Here is a 15984-nt window from a genome sequence, read left to right as displayed (position 1 = left end):
GACATGAGAGAAATTCAGCCACTCCAGGCGAATCAACATAAAAGTATCGAATATTTACAGCGATGCTTATTTTTGTCGCTTTTGACAATTACGTTTAATCTTTTTCTTGGCATACCGCTTGTTGGCGACGCAGAAATTCATTTAGCAAGTATCTTTGTACTCGTTGCATTGGTTACGCTTCCCTCAAAATACGCAACCGCAGTGTTGATCGCCAGCTTGGTGAGCCACTTTTACGCTGGCCATGGATGGGCATATTTAGTGGTGCATACGCTAGAAATTGTGTGCATTTCTTTTGCCATCCGCCGTCATCTGTTCTTAATGTTTGCTTCAATTGTGTATTGGTTGTTTTTAGGGATGCCTTTCCTCTGGATAGTTGCCTATTTTGGCATGTCCCATTTCCAAGAGGCCGCTTTACTCATTGCCACGCAAGAAGGCTTAAATGGTGTATTGGCAGCCTCTGTTGCTTCACTTGTCCTATCAGTGCTTCCAAAACGTTACAAGTTGGATGAATTTAAAGCAAAAGAGCATCGACTATCTTCAAACATATTTGTAACTTGCGCATCTTTAATCTTGGTTCCAACACTACTGATTTCATTTATTTACATCAGTGTAAGCTCCAATGAAAATGAAGCATTGTTAGCCGACAAGATTGAATCAAACAGTGACTATGTTACGCAGTTAACGGAAGCTTTCATTAGCGAACACAGGCTGATTGTTGAACATCATGCCAGGCTCATCAGCGACTCAACACCACTGAAACACGTACACGCATCGATGTTGCAATCGCAACGCGACTACCCTGCATTTTTTAATATTACGACCACTGACAAAACCGGCCGCTTGCTCTTTTTTGCACCAGAAAAGTTTAATGCTGAAATTGCACGTCTTCCGGACGAAATGAAAACGGTCGCTGACCGGAACTATTTTATCAACGCAAGAAATACCGGCGAAGTACAAATCTCCAATACGCTTTTAAGTCGTGGCGTAGTTATGGCGCCCATGGTATCTATTGCAGCGCCTGTGTTCAAAGACGGAGAGTTTGATGGCGTGGTTTTCGGTGCAATAAACTTAGACGTTATCCGAAATTTTAAAAATCGAATTGAACGCCTACTTGACGGCGATTTAGTTATCATCACCGATTCGGCAAACCTAACTATTTTTGCTTCATCAGTCATAGAGACCGAGCCACTTTCGGTATTTATTCCTATGCCCAGCTACAACTATATAATTAGTGAGCTGCCAGTTTTGTTATACGAAGGTAAACACTACGCGTATAAAAAGCAGCAAAGTGCTTACGGATGGCAAATCTATGTATTGACTGAGTCGAGTTCACTTACCACCAGTATACGACATCACTTTGTTATGGCGGGTTTGAGCTTGATGGTTATTCTTGCGGTATTTTTATTATTTGCAGATAGGTTATCGAAAAGGCTGAGCGCCCCACTTATGAACCTACTTGAAGCAACGGAAGACGGTGGCGACCTTAATAGTCAATATTACAATAGTAAAGAGTTTTCAGATGTAGCAAATAAGCTCAAACGCTCTCAGTTTCTGATGAGAAACTTTGAAAATCGGCTCAAGCAACAGGTAACAGAAAAAACGGAACAACTAGAGCAACTGAATTTACAGCTTGCTGCTCAAGCCAGAGAAGATGGCATGACACACTTGCTAAATCGCAGCGGCTTTGACGAGATGGCTATTAATGCGGTTAAAACAAGCTATCGATTAGGACAACCCTTTAGTTTAGCGCTTTTGGACATTGATCATTTTAAACGCATAAACGACACCTACGGTCACTTATTTGGCGACAAATGCCTGCAAGCATTCTCTGCCTTAATGCAGCGAAACTGTAAGCGTGAGACCGATATTATAGGCCGCTATGGGGGTGAAGAGTTCATCATATTCATGGCGGGTAATAAAGTGCACTCCCATCATCAGCTAGTGCAGAATATCCATCAGCAAACGCGGGGTATAAAGCTAAGGCCTGCTGACTCAGAAGACACGGTATCATTTACTGTGAGCGTCGGCATTTGCAGTGTGCTTGGCAATGTAAACCTATCTCTTAAGGACATCGTCAAACTTGCGGACGAAGAGCTGTATAAGTCAAAAAGAGGGGGGCGCAACAAAATATCTTTGGTAACGGTGGGATACACCGATGACGAATTGTAACGGAGGCTTATGAAGGCTTTTCTTTCCAGCTTAAATGGGGCTATTTCAGCGGTCATTTATGTCATCAATACGATATTTTGGGTTATTCCACTGCTGTTTTTTTCCTTACTAAAGCTACTGCCTATTCGTATATGGCGAAAATGGATGTCATGGGTGGTGGACGGCATTGCTTCGCTGTGGATTGCAGTAAATAACCTTAATCAACGCATTTTTTCACGCACAAAATTTGTGCTTTCTGGTAAGGCGAAATTGTCTATCGAACAATGGTACTTGGTTATCTCTAACCATCAGTCGTGGGTAGACATACTAGTGTTACAGCGCGTGTTCAACTATGAAATCCCTTTTCTGAAATTCTTTTTAAAGAAAAATCTCATTTACGTGCCCTTTCTTGGTTTGGCTTGGTGGGCTTTAGACTTCCCCTTTATGCAGCGATACAGCAGAGCTTTTTTGGAGAAACATCCGCATCTTAAAGGAAAGGATTTAGAAACCACAAAAAAAGCCTGTGAGAAGTTTGAAAGCAAACCCGTTAGCATTATGAACTTTGTTGAAGGCACCCGCTTTTCCAAGGAAAAGAGAGACGACTCATCTGAATTTAAACACCTGCTTCCGCCGCGCTCAGGCGGGATCGCGTTCGTACTAAACGCCATGGGAGAACGTTTGACGAAATTGGTGAACGTCACTATATATTATCCCAATGGGATCCCTAGCTACTGGGATTTTGTATGCGGGAGAGTCAACAGCATCGCTGTTTACATTGACACAATCGAAATAAAGCGCTTATTTGAAGAAGGCTTGTTTAGTGAAAAGTATTTTGATAGTGAGTCAGACAGACAGGTGTTTCAGCAATGGGTCAATCAACTTTGGTTAGAAAAAGACCAACAGATTGAGCAACTATCACAAGAGAAGTTCCATTAATGAGCAATACCAGGAGTATAATAGTTTTTCCAATTCACTTGTTTTTTCAGCTTAGCAACCTTGCGTTTTGGGGCATTTTAGTCATTCTTTTTGGACTAATTAAACTGATCTTGCCCTTTGACGCAGCTCAAAAAGCGCTGCTGTCCATCATGCACAGGCTCTATTTTTCCTTTGGAATATTCAGCGTCGCTTTAATCAAGGCCTTCAATCGTATTGAAATTAGAATTGAGATTGATGAGGCGCTCTCAAAACAAAAATGGTATTTAATTACCGCCAATCACGTAAGTTACCTAGACATCATCCTATTAATAGATTTTTGCGCGCCGCGCATTGCACCACCTAAATTCTTTTTGAAAAAAGAACTGATTTGGCTGCCTTTTGTTGGCCTTGCAGCATGGGCACTGGAAATGCCGTTTATGCGTCGTTACTCCCAGCAATTTTTAACTCAGCACCCTGAGTTAAAAGGCAAGGACATTGAAACGACAAAGCACTATTGCCAGCGCTATGTAAACAAACCTACTACGGTCATTAATTTTGTTGAAGGCACGCGCTTTACCAAAGACAAACATGCAAAGCGAAAAAGCCCATTTTCACACTTAATGCGACCAAAGGCAGGCGGTATTGCATTTACGCTATCTGCTATGGGAGACTTGTTTAGCAATGTACTAGACATCACCATTGCCTATCCAGATTCTCAGCATCCGATGATGGATATGCTCTGCGGGAGAATGACGAAAATTATTATTGATGTAACCACTCTGCCAGTGACCAATGAGTTGGTGGGAGATTATTTTAACGATGAGTCATTTAGACAGGGTTTTCAAACTTGGCTAAATCAACTATGGCAACGAAAAAACGACCGCATGCGCGCATGGATGAGTTGATATGACCAAGCTTCCCAACACCGAATTTGCCAAAGCTCAGTTGAGCGAAATGATATCCGAAGTTGCGAGTTTTTTAGGGCTAGAATCCCAAACCGGGGATTTGCTTCACCAATGGGTAGGTTTGTCGGTGCTTATTATTGCCGCGATTTTAGCTTGGTTAGTCGCCCTTTTCTTATTACGTTTTAAAGTCACTCGCTTAGTCAGATTCTCTAAAACAAATTGGGATGATAATCTGCAAGAGGCAGGAGTATTCAGACGGCTTGCGTTAGTGGTACCCGGCGTTGTGCTCTATTTCGGTAAAGACGTGCTGCTAGTGCCAGATAGCAAGATGTTTATTGCCGTTGGCAACCTTAGCGCTGTTTACATCATGATTGTTATCTACAGTGCGCTTCAGGGTGCATTAACCGCCACCGACCAAATCTACAAGACCACCCGATTTGCGAGAAAAGCACCCATAACCGGCTTTATTCAGGTTGCTAGACTCTTGTTTACCTTAGGGCTTATTTTCTTAATTGTCTCGTTAATTGTGGGTAAAAGCCCTATTTACTTACTGTCGGGGTTAACGGCTATTGCCGCGGTATTGCTGCTTGTATTCAAAGATACAATTTTGGGTTTTGTTGCTGGAATTCAAATCGCCGCCAACCGTATGTTCAACAATGGCGACTGGATACAAATGCCCCGATACGAGGTTGACGGCGAAATACTGGAAATAGGTTTAACGGTGGTAAAAGTGCAAAATTGGGATAAAACTATCTCGACTTTGCCCTCTTACAGCTTGATTACTGAGGCGGTGAAAAACTGGCGCGGCATGTCAGACTCAGGCGGTAGACGAATCAAACGAGCAATTCAAATCGATATGCGCAGTTTGCGCTTTGCTAGTCGCGACGACTTAGAAAAATGGGAAAAGCTTGCGATATTACAACCCTATCTTGCCTCCAAAAAAATAGATATAGAGCAGCACTGTAAAGACTTGGACGCTCGAAGACTAGATATCGTCAATAGCAGGAAACTCACCAATGTCGGGACCTTTCGAGCGTACATACAAGCCTACATTGCTCAGCATCCAGATATTCATAAAGGACTTACATGCATGGTTAGGCAATTACCCCCTTCAGAAAAAGGCTTACCCATCGAAGTGTATTGTTTTAGTCGAATTCAGGATTGGGTAAGATATGAAGGTGTACAGGCCGATTTATTTGACCATATTCTGTCGATAATGCCCTACTTTGGCTTAAAGACCTATCAGCGTATTACCAATGCTAATGGTGATGACCCAAATCAACGGTCTGGCATGGTAGGTCAATAAGCGCTGAATATCACCTTCGTTCGGGATAAAAACGTCCGTCGTCGCAATTCGCTTATCAGGAACTGTCGTTAGCTTAAGGCGTAAGCCATCAATAGCACAACTACTAACCCTGCAACACCCATAAAACCATACTCAATTCGCTCTTGCATGGCTTCTTTCCCTGACTTTGTTGAAATAACAGCCATTACGATACAGCTTAAACCAAGCACGAGTGCCACCAGCAAGACCCCAAATTTCAACAAGTCAAGAATTTCGTTCATCACGTTCCTATTTTCGCTATACGTCTAAAAATCGGGCGTATTATGCCCGAAAGTTTGCCTGAGCACTATGCTACTTCAGTCTTTTTTGCATCAATGTAAGTTACTGCTGCTGCGATAAGCAATATGGTCAAAACCGCTAACCATCGCATGTTTGCGCCTGCTTTTAGCTATTTAAACATTAAACCTTCTGTTTAACTCATTGATTTTATTGCGTTAAAATGATGGCTCACAAATTGCTAAATCACTTTTAGCGAACATATATACACGCAATCAGGTAAAAGGTACTAGATGTTTGCATCTAAGTATCCGTATGATAACTTGCAAGCTTAATATAAGGACCAAACATGACTAACAGGCATATGTCTTTCAGGCACTCTCGTATTTTAGCGCTTGGCGCTGTGGCATTAAGTGCAATGCTATTTCATTCAAATGCAAGTGCATATAATTTCAACAACGAGACTTGTAATGTTCAGCTTGACGGCGATATTTTATTGACCAATACCATGCTGACTATCACGACCACAGATAATGACCAAATCGAGCTAAGCGAATCGGGAAACGCTGTCATAAATGGTCAATCGATTGACCTAACCCGTGCACAACGACAAGACGTAATAGCCTATGTGGATGGCTTCGAAGCGACTGTACCGAAAGCAATGGCTTTAGCTGCCAAAGCGATCGAACTCACCAATGAAGCACTCACAGAAGTCTTTACAGGGCTACTTGGTGAAGGTAGTGAGCTTCCAAAACTTCTGAACAAACGTCTAAATGAACTTCAGCAAAAACTGGAATCAACGGTTTATCCAAGTCCCGGTACCTTAGTATTCGATAGCCGAACATTTGGAAGTAATATCTATAACGACAAACAAGAAACTCAGACTGAATTTGAGCGAGATCTAGATCAAGCGATAGAGGAAATAACCAGCAGCGCAATGGCTGAAATGCTGGTACTTATTGGCAAGAGCATGCTCAGTGGAGACGGCGCCATGCAGGACTTTGAAACGCGCATGCAAACCATGGGCGATAACATTGATGCAGCAGTTAGCACCCAATCTGAAGCACTTGAGCAAGACGCAACTGCCCTATGCGAGGACTTAATCGCCATCGACGAAACGGAAGACAAACTACAAAGCATTACTGAACTAAAGGACTTAAATCTTTTAAATGTATCTGCAAATCGAGCATAGACGAACTCAGTATCATTTTGGACGGCCCTGAGAGCATGGCAAGTCAAGCAAGGACAAATCGAAAAGTGAGCATTATCGGTTTGGGATGGTTGGGCTTGCCGCTCGCTGAGCACTATTTGTTAAGTGGCTATCGTGTTTTAGGCACAACGCGAAGCCGCGATAAATGTGCTACCTTACAAAAAAGAGGGCTTGAAGCTTATCAGTTTGATATATATAACGCACATCTAAAACAACAGTTACCCCGTTCATTTTTTGAGCAAAGCACTTTGGTTATCAACATTGCCATTGGCAGGCGAGATATTGATGCTGAGCAGTACATCAAACGCATAACAAATCTTATTGATTTGGCCTTTGAACGTAACGCTGAGCAACTTATTTTTGTCAGCACCACATCCGTATTTTCGCAAACATCACACATTTATCCGATTCAACTCGATGAAGATAGCCCCACTGACCCTGCTTCAAACTCTGGCAAAGCGCATGCAAGCATAGAAAGGTATTTACTCCATAGGTACGCAGATAAAAGCGCGATATTACGCCTGGCTGGTCTTATTGGGCCCTCAAGCGCAGGGGGAGCAAGCTTTCGCCATCCCATATACGTTTTATCACAACGCGAGCAGATAAATGGCGGGAATGAGGCAGTTAATCTGGTTCATCAAGCCGACGCGCTCAGTTTTATCAAAGCCATTATCAACCAACAGGCAACTGGAAGAGTGTTTCATGCATGTGCAACTGAGCATCCGTCTCGAATCGACTGTTACACGCATGCTGCCGACGTACTGAAGTTGCCACGCCCTAAGTTCACTGACAAATCAGGAACACTGTGTGGCAAAGTAATTGACGGACAAAAAAGTTTAAATTCACTGTCGCTGAGCCTGGCTTACCCAAGCCCATACGACATGCTGCGCTCTCCTTTCGACTAGCAGCTCATGCTAGCCGCCGATTAGCGCCACGCCAAAGTATTTAAGCGCAACGGTATTTGCAAAAATGAGCAATAAAAATAAAGGAATAAAAGTGCCTAAGGAAAAGCTGACGTAACGCTCAAGGATACTGCCCTTAAATGAAGGGGCACCTTGCTCAATTTCTTCATTAAACTTTGATTTCTTCCAACGATAAATCACAAACAAGCAAATCAGCAGACCGTTTAAGGGTAAAATCGTGTCGTAGAAGACATCGTACACCACATCGAAAAAGGACTTGTTTGTACCGGCATAGGATACAAACTCACTGAAGAAGCCCACGAAGCCAAAAGACAGTGCGCAAAATACTGAAAAGACCACCAGTAGTGCACCGCAAATCATTAATGAGCTTTTACGACTAACGCCTTTTTCATCCATGAGTGCTGCCACCGGCACTTCAAAAATAGATACCAGAGAAGTGATAGCTGCAAAAAACACAAGCAAGAAAAAGATACTTGCGATTACGCTGGCGCCAAAATATCCGAAAGAAGCCTGCATCTCTAAAAATATTTGCGGCAGATATGAAAAAATCATCGAAATTGAGGATTCACTCAATTCATCAGGATTCACGTTTGGATTAAATGAGAAAATAGCGGGCAAAATCATCAGCCCGGCTGTAAAGGCAACCGCAGTGTCGGTTAAAGCTACAAGCTTTGCCGAGCCAGGAAGATCTGCGCGACGATCAATGTAGCTTCCATAGGTGATCATAATCCCCATGCCAAGCGAAAGAGAGAAAAAGGCTTGTGAAAGCGCGCCGTTTACAACGCTTGCATTAATTTTACTGACATCGGGTACTAAATAATATTCTACCCCTGCAAACGCATTGTCGCGAGTTAGAACGAATACAACCAGCGCCAGCAGCATAAAAAACAACGCGGGCATCAATATCTTTGCAGCTTTCTCAATGCCCTGCTTCACACCGCCTTGCAAGATGAGATATACCACGGCAATGACACCCGCCATGTAGATAAATAAACTTGGGCTGTTGATGAAGGTGCCGAACGTTTCTGGTTGGGCAAGTAAGTCTAAATTGCCTATTACTGATTCATACAAATAACCAAAAATCCAAACTGTGATGACCAAATAAAAGACTGCAATCATGAAAGGCGTAACTATAGATAGCCAGCCAGCAAAGCGCCATCCTGCATTGTTATTAGAGAGCTTAGTTAATGCACCTAGCGGGTCTTTTTGCGAAGCTCGCCCCACGGACATTTCTGCAATCATGACTGGGAGGCAAATAAAGAAAACAAAAATAGCGTACATCAGCAAGAAAGCGCCGCCGCCATTTTTAGCAGCGCCGACTGGAAAGCCAACTAAATTACCAATACCCACTGCTGAACCCGCTGCCGCCAAAATAAATCCGAGTTTAGAGCCAAATTGTTCGCGTGAACCTGCCATGGCGAATTCCTTTTTATTTTTCTTATTATCTAAAGGCTAAATGTTAACAGTCATTAACATAAATGTCTTCTGCGCTGGCTATTTGATTTGCAACAATCAATAAATCTCGTTCTGCACATCGAACTGGGGTTGAAAACATAATAAGTCTACCAATTAATCGTTTTACCATCCCAATCAAGGTAATAGGGCGACGCTTCAGGACTAAGATTGGCCGTATGTTTAAGCAGCTGTGAAGCCGTAAAAGCGGGTGTAAAAAGTTTCTCAGGTTTTACGTTAGCCTGAAATGGCTTGGACAAGTCTGTATCTACCGTACCTGGATGGTAGCAAATCAAAACCGTATTTGCAGAGCGCCGGGCGTACTCAACCGCAGCCGTTTTCACAATCATGTTCAATGCGGCCTTTGAGCTACGATATCCATACCAACCGCCAAGCGCATTTTCGCTGATGCTGCCTACTCGCGCACTAAAAACGACAATACTCGAATGGGCTTTGTCAACGAGGTGAATCGCGTGCTTTATCCAAAGTGCTGGCACCACGGTATTCACCTTGAAATACTCGATAAATTGTTCTGGGCGCATATCCTCAAGCCGCTTTTCAGGCTTCAGCACAGGCTCCGCCTGCGCGTGTAAAATTCCGGTACAGCAAATCACTCTGTGAAATTTATATTGTCCTTTTTGTTCCTGTACAAAGGCCTTTATCTCATCTTCATTTTGAGAATTTATGATGACATGACGATGTTTGGCAGCTTGTGAGGGAACAGCACTTCTTGATACCGTAACCAAATGAGCAATGGACTCATCATTAAGCAATTGTTCTGTCAATGCTGTGGCAATACCACCACTTGCGCCAATAATGAGCACATTCGTTTGCATATGAAATCCTTAGAGCGTGTTTGTCTTTGTTCATTTTTTGTGTTGGCGTCTAAAATTGGCGATAACTGTGTTCTTACTTATGAAGTTTGGTGGTTCCAAACGAATAAGTAAGAACACAGTTATCGCCAATTTTAGGCCCAACCCGAAGGGCTGTGGCCATTTAATCGCTATACTGCCCACAAACTTGCTTATTTGGAACCACCAAACTGCGCAAATTTGCGATTGTCTAGCGATTAAATGACCTACAGCACAAATAATGAACAAAGACAAACACACTCTAATATTTAATTCGACAATTGGTTTCGCAGGGCTTTTTTCCTGTTAACCAATATGAGATTTTGTTGCGGTGTTTAGCAAAGACCAAGTAAATTTTGTCCGCAAAAAAGCGGATCACCGGCCAGCGGGTGGGCGCGTACAACCATCCGTAGCCGACTAAACTCCACGCTTTATGTGTAACATCTAAGCCAATTAAAAAACTGCCATCTTCGTTCATGCCGTGAATACGGTCATACAGAGCCTGCCAATCGAGTTCGGGATAACGCTGCTGGAAATCCTCGGCTGTAATATCGACAAAAGCAATCTGCCCCTGAGTGTTGCGCTTTTTTAAGTGCGACATTTCAATCTCACATAAAGGACATTGTCCGTCATAAAAAATGGTAAAGGCCAATCCTGACTCCGAATTTGCTATATCTTTGATGTAAGCTATATATGAGTACGCAATTAAATATCGAATGGTTGACTTGAAAAGCCATGTCTATGCACAGATAACTAGCACATCGGTGTAAATGGAGCGAGACAAATGGCAAATGAAACAATTACTTTGGGCGGTGGATGCTTTTGGTGCATCGAATCGGCTTTCAACAGTGTAGAAGGGATTGTAAGTGCGTATTCCGGATATGCCAACGGGAATAGCGAAAACCCAAATTATGAAGCCGTGTGCTCAGGCAATACGGGCTATAACGAAGTAGTGCAAGTATGTTTTGATACCGAGATTATCTCACTTCGAGAAATACTTGAGATTTTCTTTGCGTTGCACGACCCAACCCAGCTCAACCGTCAAGGTAATGATGTAGGAACACAGTATCGAAGTGGAATTTATTACCACAACGAACAACAGGCAAAAGCCGCTCACGACATTATAAAAGAAATCGAGTCGGCCGAAATATGGCCAAATCCGGTTGTTACAGAAGTTGAGGCCTTAGCGAAATATACGCAAGCCGAGGATTATCATCAGGATTATTTTAGCAACAACCCCCAAAACGTCTATTGCAACATGGTCGTTGCGCCTAAATTAGCCAAATTTAAGAAAACCTTTGCCGCAAGGTTAAAACAGTAGCGCAGGTTATTTAAACCAACTTGGGTCAATGGGTGTTTTAAACAGCAGCGGTGACATTCGCTCATAAAACACCCTATCCTGCTCGCATACCACGTTCCTAAGGTAATTTCTCCGCCAGGGGTCATTAACCAGAAACACACTATCACCTTTTACTGCAACGCCCTCAAGTGAGGCATTATGCATGTAATACCCGCCGTTTATATATGCAGTATCTAAGGCTTCAACCCTCGCATTCTCGCTCAAGATGCACGCTTGCGATGAGACTGACGAAGGCGCCGTATAGCGAAGCGGAATAATTTTGCTTTTGCGCTCACCAGATAAATCGATTAACCACAGTTGATTATCGTTTCGAGCTGCAGCGATGAGCCATGCTTGCCCGCTGGCATCGGTATATATGTCCATTCCGTTAATAGGGTGATTGCCTTGCTCGAAAGTCGGAAGTTTTAATTTCGCATCTTTAACGGGCAAAAATTCTGCATCATTTTCAAAGGTCGACGCAGATATATCCACCATAAATACGCGAGCGGAACTTGTCGCGTCTTTTTCTAGACCTAAATATAAACGACTAAAGCCATTTAATTCAGGAAGACTAGAGGGAGGGAGAATTGCCAACCCTTCAATGCCGTCATTCGGAAAATTGCCAATCTGATCGTTTACATCAAATTGGACAGGTCTCAGCCCTGTGACAATCATTTTAGTATCTTGTTTTTGAACTTCCACTAACAGCGTTGGAAAGTCAGTTGATCCACTTGCAGCAAAACGTGCCTGGCATTGTTCCGTCATCGCCCCACTTCTTGTGGCATCTTCCGTGACTAATATCCACGCTTGAGGTTTAAATGGGTGTGCAACCATTGCTTCATAATCAGGCGCAGTGGCAAGATATTGCGCAAAACAAGATTGCTGAATGCCTTCGCTTAATTCAAACGGCCCGAGCCTGCTCAAAATGTCTACGCTTGACTCAGTAAGACTTGTGTCAAGCAGATGCAAGCGTTGGATCTGGGAAGTATCGGCACTGGCGTCTGATATGGTCCAAATCCCATTCTCAGCAGCGACAAGCCCTGAGGTCTGTGGATTGAGCATAGTACTGCCATCATGTTCACGAATCCACTTACCTTCTAATGTGAGTACGGGTAAGATAGTGGCACCGCTATCCGCTTTGAGCGCTGGCTTAGCGTCGATGCTATTACTTACCGTAGCGAGTGAAACAAAGAGTATCAAGCAGCTCATCGAAGAAAGAAATAAGCGCTGCTGTAGACGTAAAGCCATGTGTATAATTTGATTTGCGAGATTCATAGTTGTCAACGAGAGTAAAGTAACAAGAACATGGTATTGTTGCTTGCGTAATACACTCTCACAGGCATTTTGTGCTTGTTTGCAATGTAAGCCGCAACCGCTATTGTATAGAGCGTAATCATAGTAGAACTGAGCAATGAAATCAGCATGAAGTTGCGCTTTATGTCACTTTTGCTGATGAAAAAGTAATTTGAAGTGAGGATTATGTCGATTAGTCAACTGCCTGAAGATATCCCAAGAATTATTGCAGGCCCCATGCTCCGCCATGTTAACAAAGATGTCGTTACCGTATGGCTTGTGACTCGTGAGCCTGATGATATTACGCTGAACCTGATTGACCACACCGGCGCCTCAATTCCCCTCAATGACGAAGAAAATGAGCATATTCGGTACTGCTTAGGCAAGCGATGCTATATCAATTTAGTGAAAGCCTACCCTGCCAAACAGCTGCTTGAAGATAAGCAGTATGCGTATGATTTATCGCTTATATGCAGTGCCAATGAAACGTGTCATAACAATGGCAAGCAAAATTCATTAAAAGACTTATGCCCTGAACTATTTCATGATAATCAAACCCACCTTCCTTTTTCCTGTGCACACAAGCTCACCAATGTCCTGCATGGCAGTTGCAGAAAGGCGCATTTTGATGGTGACGATGCCCTTGCTCGTGTTAAAGAGTTTACTCAATGCAGCTTAGAGGCGAAAAACGATAAACGGGCCGATATGCTACTCCTTACCGGCGATCAGGTATACGTAGATGACGTGGCCGGTCCAATGCTCAACGCAATTCATCAAAGCATAAAGCTACTTGGACTGCATCACGAAACATTTACAGATAGCGTGCTAGAGGGCTCTGAAGACTTATTTGATCATGAATTTAGCTATTATCAACGAGAGCGCCTGTTTCCTGAAATAGCGCAAAATGAGGCCTTGGAAACAGCCTTTTTTAAGGGCAAACGAAAACCTGTCTTTACCTCGGTTCACGCACACAATCATCTAATCGCACTGAACGAAATGATTGCGCTTTACCTACTGTCGTGGTCATCAAGGCTATGGCCATTCATCAAGCAAATGCCCGAGAATGAAATCGCGAACATGCTTAGTGAAAAGCACGCACAGCAATACCAGAAAGAACAGGCCTTTGTGGACAATTTTGTTGGCGCACTTAAGGATGTGGAATATGCATTTAGCCGCATTCCAACCTATATGATTTTTGATGATCACGACGTGACCGATGATTGGAATTTAACCCGCGCGTGGGAAGAGCAAGTTTACGGTAATGCCTTTTCTAAAAAAATGGTGGGTAATGCACTTACGGCCTATTTTTTATGCCAAGGCTTAGGCAATCCAATCGACAAATTACGCCCCTTGTGTGATCAAGCAAGCAAGGTATTTACACCTGACGGTTATCAGCATCAAAATGCCTTTATTGACACCTTGTTCGACTTTGACCAATGGCATTATCAGCTTGACACGTCACCCCCTGTGCATGTCCTTGATACTCGCACACAGCGCTGGCGCAGTGAGTCGAATAAAAATAAACCATCAGGATTGATGGATTGGGAGGCCTTGTGTGAGCTACAGCACAATATGCTTGGACATGACTCAGTCATTATGGTGTCGGCCGCCCCTGTGTACGGTCTTAAGTTTATTGAAGCGGTACAAAAAGTATTTACCGTCTTTGGTGGAGCGCTTATCGTTGATGCTGAGAACTGGATGGCGCATCGAGGCACCGCCAGCGTTATGCTTAACATCTTTCGACATGTCAAAACACCGCCAAACTTTATTATCTTATCGGGTGATGTGCACTATTCCTTCGTCTACGACGTAAAGCTTCGATTTAGACGAAACAGTCCAAAAATTGTCCAATTCACTTGCTCAGGATTTCACAATCGCTTTCCTGACAAACTACTAAGCTGGTTTGAAAGGCTAAACCGCTGGTTTTATGGTCATCGCTCACCTCTGAACATTTTTACAAAGCGCCGTAATATGTCAGTAAGGCAGCGTGAATCCGATAAACATGACGCAAATGTGGTAAACGCATGCAGTGTGGGCTTGCTTGAACTGGATCGCGATGGCAGAGAGAAAGCGTGCAAAGTGATCTGCGCTGACGGCAGCGAAGTAAAGTTTACCCACCAGTAGTTAAACGAGCAAGCCTGAAGATCATAATTATGAAATGCAATATTCAAATGAACCGAAGCCAAAACAAGTGAAGCTATGACAAGTAATACAAGCAATCAGAAAATCGCTATCTTTTACGGCTCAACCACCTGTTATACGGAAATGGCGGCAGAAAAAATTCAAAGCGCGCTTCAAGCCCTAACTGGATCTAATATTGATTTGCACGACATTAAAGATACTAATTTAAGTAAAACAGAAGACTACGACACAATCATATTTGGCATTTCCACATGGGATTTCGGCGAGCTGCAAGAAGATTGGGAATCTACATGGGATGACATCAAAACGATGTCACTTGCCAATAAGACGGTGGCATTGTTTGGCCTTGGCGACCAATTAGGCTATGCAGATTGGTTTCAAGATGCATTGGGCATGTTACATGACGAAGTCCTCGCGCTGGATTGCAATATCGTTGGCTATTGGCCTACGGACGGGTATGAATATATCGCATCTAAAGCACTTACTGAGGATAATGCGTTTTTTGTTGGGCTGAGCTTAGATGATGAGAATCAATTTGATCAAAGCGATGAGCGTATTAGTCAGTGGTGCCAGCAAATTGTGGAAGAGTGGTCTTAATGCTGAAATACTGCGTCGGTGTAGCGTATAGCAACGCGAAGCCTAGCGATTTTGGTCAATGCTCGTTCCAGAATGATTGAATAAAAGCGCAATATTTGCAAAATTGTTAATGAAATTTATCCAAGCTACTATGCATTTTTGTCTGAATCGATATACTATAGAGAAATATGCCATTCTGTGTTTATAAAGAGAGCTGTAAAAAATGAAGAGAAAAAAGCACACGTCCGCAGATGAAGATGCTCAAATTGATATGACCCCGATGCTCGACATCGTGTTCATCATGTTAATCTTTTTTATTGTGACAACCACCTTCTCATCAGAAAAGGGCTTAAGTGCCAATCGGCCAAAAGACAACACCCCAACAAATCAACCAAGTAAAGCCTTATCTATTCGTATTGATGACACAGGTCAGATTATGATGGCGGGTCGTATCGTAGATATACGCCGCGTTGTGGCAAACACACAAACATTTCTTGCGGAAAATGCCACTGAGACCGCAGCTATACAGGCACATGAGAACACCGAGCACGGCATCGTTGTAGAAGTCATGGATCAAGTCAAACTAGCTGGCATTCGAAATGTGTCGGTGTTGGTGAAAAAAGACTAAAGTCATAGCGAAAACATCCAAGAGCCAGCCCTTGAAACAAC

15 protein-coding genes are annotated in these 15984 nt (G+C 43.2%); 10 read left to right on the top strand and 5 right to left on the bottom strand.

The annotated features are described in order from the left end of the window. Nucleotides 1–3 precede the first annotated feature (3 nt). From PN836_RS19205 to PN836_RS19190, 4 genes are read left to right on the top strand one after another with little or no spacing between them, the layout of a single operon-like run. Nucleotides 4–2169 carry a diguanylate cyclase gene (locus PN836_RS19205; protein ID WP_395341486.1) on the top strand — a complete coding sequence of 722 codons (2166 nt, stop codon included), beginning with the start codon at nucleotides 4–6 and terminating at the stop codon, nucleotides 2167–2169. A 9-nt stretch (nucleotides 2170–2178) separates the two neighbouring features. After that, nucleotides 2179–3084, top strand: a complete 906-nt coding sequence (locus PN836_RS19200; protein WP_395341483.1) for an acyltransferase — start codon at nucleotides 2179–2181, stop codon at nucleotides 3082–3084. Then, nucleotides 3084–3968 (top strand): acyltransferase, encoded by an 885-nt coding sequence (locus PN836_RS19195; protein WP_395341481.1) that lies wholly within the window; start codon nucleotides 3084–3086, stop codon nucleotides 3966–3968. The genes PN836_RS19200 and PN836_RS19195 overlap by 1 nt, the downstream gene beginning before the upstream one ends. Nucleotide 3969: 1 nt before the next feature. Continuing rightward, nucleotides 3970–5274: a mechanosensitive ion channel family protein gene (locus PN836_RS19190; RefSeq protein WP_395341479.1), complete on the top strand. Its 1305-nt coding sequence runs from the start codon at nucleotides 3970–3972 to the stop codon at nucleotides 5272–5274. A 68-nt stretch (nucleotides 5275–5342) separates the two neighbouring features. Here the strand turns inward: PN836_RS19190 and PN836_RS19185 are convergent, their stop codons facing one another. Further along, nucleotides 5343–5534 carry a hypothetical protein gene (locus PN836_RS19185; RefSeq protein ID WP_395341476.1) on the bottom strand — a complete coding sequence of 64 codons (192 nt, stop codon included), beginning with the start codon at nucleotides 5532–5534 and terminating at the stop codon, nucleotides 5343–5345. Between the two features lie 344 nt (nucleotides 5535–5878). On the opposite strand from PN836_RS19185, the gene PN836_RS19180 reads away from it, so the two are divergent. Both PN836_RS19180 and PN836_RS19175 read left to right on the top strand, forming a co-directional pair. After that, entirely contained in the window at nucleotides 5879–6721 is an 843-nt protein-coding gene (locus PN836_RS19180) for a DUF2884 family protein (protein WP_395341474.1), read from the top strand. Between the two features lie 35 nt (nucleotides 6722–6756). Then, a complete protein-coding gene (locus PN836_RS19175; RefSeq protein ID WP_395341471.1) occupies nucleotides 6757–7644 on the top strand; it encodes an NAD-dependent epimerase/dehydratase family protein in 888 nt (295 codons plus the stop codon). A gap of 9 nt (nucleotides 7645–7653) precedes the next feature. Here PN836_RS19175 and PN836_RS19170 read toward each other — a convergent pair whose 3' ends face one another. From PN836_RS19170 to PN836_RS19160, 3 genes are all read right to left on the bottom strand, one after another. Continuing rightward, entirely contained in the window at nucleotides 7654–9078 is a 1425-nt protein-coding gene (locus tag PN836_RS19170) for a sodium-dependent transporter (RefSeq protein ID WP_395341468.1), read from the bottom strand. 146 nt (nucleotides 9079–9224) lie between these two features. Next, nucleotides 9225–9950 carry an SDR family NAD(P)-dependent oxidoreductase gene (locus tag PN836_RS19165; protein ID WP_395341466.1) on the bottom strand — a complete coding sequence of 242 codons (726 nt, stop codon included), beginning with the start codon at nucleotides 9948–9950 and terminating at the stop codon, nucleotides 9225–9227. Between the two features lie 277 nt (nucleotides 9951–10227). Then, the gene (locus PN836_RS19160) at nucleotides 10228–10617 is read right to left on the bottom strand and encodes a thiol-disulfide oxidoreductase DCC family protein (protein WP_395341464.1); all 390 of its coding nucleotides are present in this window, start codon (nucleotides 10615–10617) and stop codon (nucleotides 10228–10230) included. A 132-nt stretch (nucleotides 10618–10749) separates the two neighbouring features. Here PN836_RS19160 and msrA point away from each other — a divergent pair, with 132 nt between their 5' ends. Continuing rightward, a complete protein-coding gene (msrA, locus tag PN836_RS19155; protein WP_395341461.1) occupies nucleotides 10750–11286 on the top strand; it encodes a peptide-methionine (S)-S-oxide reductase MsrA in 537 nt (178 codons plus the stop codon). 6 nt (nucleotides 11287–11292) lie between these two features. Here msrA and PN836_RS19150 read toward each other — a convergent pair whose 3' ends face one another. Continuing rightward, nucleotides 11293–12552: a hypothetical protein gene (locus PN836_RS19150; protein ID WP_395341459.1), complete on the bottom strand. Its 1260-nt coding sequence runs from the start codon at nucleotides 12550–12552 to the stop codon at nucleotides 11293–11295. A 231-nt stretch (nucleotides 12553–12783) separates the two neighbouring features. On the opposite strand from PN836_RS19150, the gene PN836_RS19145 reads away from it, so the two are divergent. From PN836_RS19145 to PN836_RS19135, 3 genes are all read left to right on the top strand, one after another. Further along, complete coding sequence (locus tag PN836_RS19145) at nucleotides 12784–14721, top strand: alkaline phosphatase D family protein (protein ID WP_395341456.1); 1938 nt, start codon at nucleotides 12784–12786, stop codon at nucleotides 14719–14721. 75 nt (nucleotides 14722–14796) lie between these two features. Then, nucleotides 14797–15336, top strand: a complete 540-nt coding sequence (gene fldB, locus PN836_RS19140) for a flavodoxin FldB (protein WP_395341453.1) — start codon at nucleotides 14797–14799, stop codon at nucleotides 15334–15336. 202 nt (nucleotides 15337–15538) lie between these two features. Further along, nucleotides 15539–15943: an ExbD/TolR family protein gene (locus PN836_RS19135; protein ID WP_395341451.1), complete on the top strand. Its 405-nt coding sequence runs from the start codon at nucleotides 15539–15541 to the stop codon at nucleotides 15941–15943. Nucleotides 15944–15984: the final 41 nt, after the last annotated feature.

This window comes from Ningiella algicola (assembly GCF_028401415.2).
Taxonomy (GTDB): Bacteria; Pseudomonadota; Gammaproteobacteria; order Enterobacterales; family Alteromonadaceae; genus Glaciecola.
This window is presented reverse-complemented; position numbering and strand designations above follow the sequence as displayed.

Coding starts and splice junctions, on each gene's coding strand:
- PN836_RS19150 (WP_395341459.1), bottom strand. CDS start 12,552: ATGGCTTTACGTCTACAGCAGCGCTTATTTCTTTCTTCGATGAGCTGC.
- PN836_RS19170 (WP_395341468.1), bottom strand. CDS start 9,078: ATGGCAGGTTCACGCGAACAATTTGGCTCTAAACTCGGATTTATTTTG.
- PN836_RS19175 (WP_395341471.1), top strand. CDS start 6,757: ATGGCAAGTCAAGCAAGGACAAATCGAAAAGTGAGCATTATCGGTTTG.
- PN836_RS19145 (WP_395341456.1), top strand. CDS start 12,784: ATGTCGATTAGTCAACTGCCTGAAGATATCCCAAGAATTATTGCAGGC.
- PN836_RS19205 (WP_395341486.1), top strand. CDS start 4: ATGAGAGAAATTCAGCCACTCCAGGCGAATCAACATAAAAGTATCGAA.
- PN836_RS19200 (WP_395341483.1), top strand. CDS start 2,179: ATGAAGGCTTTTCTTTCCAGCTTAAATGGGGCTATTTCAGCGGTCATT.
- msrA (WP_395341461.1), top strand. CDS start 10,750: ATGGCAAATGAAACAATTACTTTGGGCGGTGGATGCTTTTGGTGCATC.
- PN836_RS19185 (WP_395341476.1), bottom strand. CDS start 5,534: ATGAACGAAATTCTTGACTTGTTGAAATTTGGGGTCTTGCTGGTGGCA.
- PN836_RS19195 (WP_395341481.1), top strand. CDS start 3,084: ATGAGCAATACCAGGAGTATAATAGTTTTTCCAATTCACTTGTTTTTT.
- PN836_RS19165 (WP_395341466.1), bottom strand. CDS start 9,950: ATGCAAACGAATGTGCTCATTATTGGCGCAAGTGGTGGTATTGCCACA.
- fldB (WP_395341453.1), top strand. CDS start 14,797: ATGACAAGTAATACAAGCAATCAGAAAATCGCTATCTTTTACGGCTCA.
- PN836_RS19180 (WP_395341474.1), top strand. CDS start 5,879: ATGACTAACAGGCATATGTCTTTCAGGCACTCTCGTATTTTAGCGCTT.
- PN836_RS19135 (WP_395341451.1), top strand. CDS start 15,539: ATGAAGAGAAAAAAGCACACGTCCGCAGATGAAGATGCTCAAATTGAT.
- PN836_RS19190 (WP_395341479.1), top strand. CDS start 3,970: ATGACCAAGCTTCCCAACACCGAATTTGCCAAAGCTCAGTTGAGCGAA.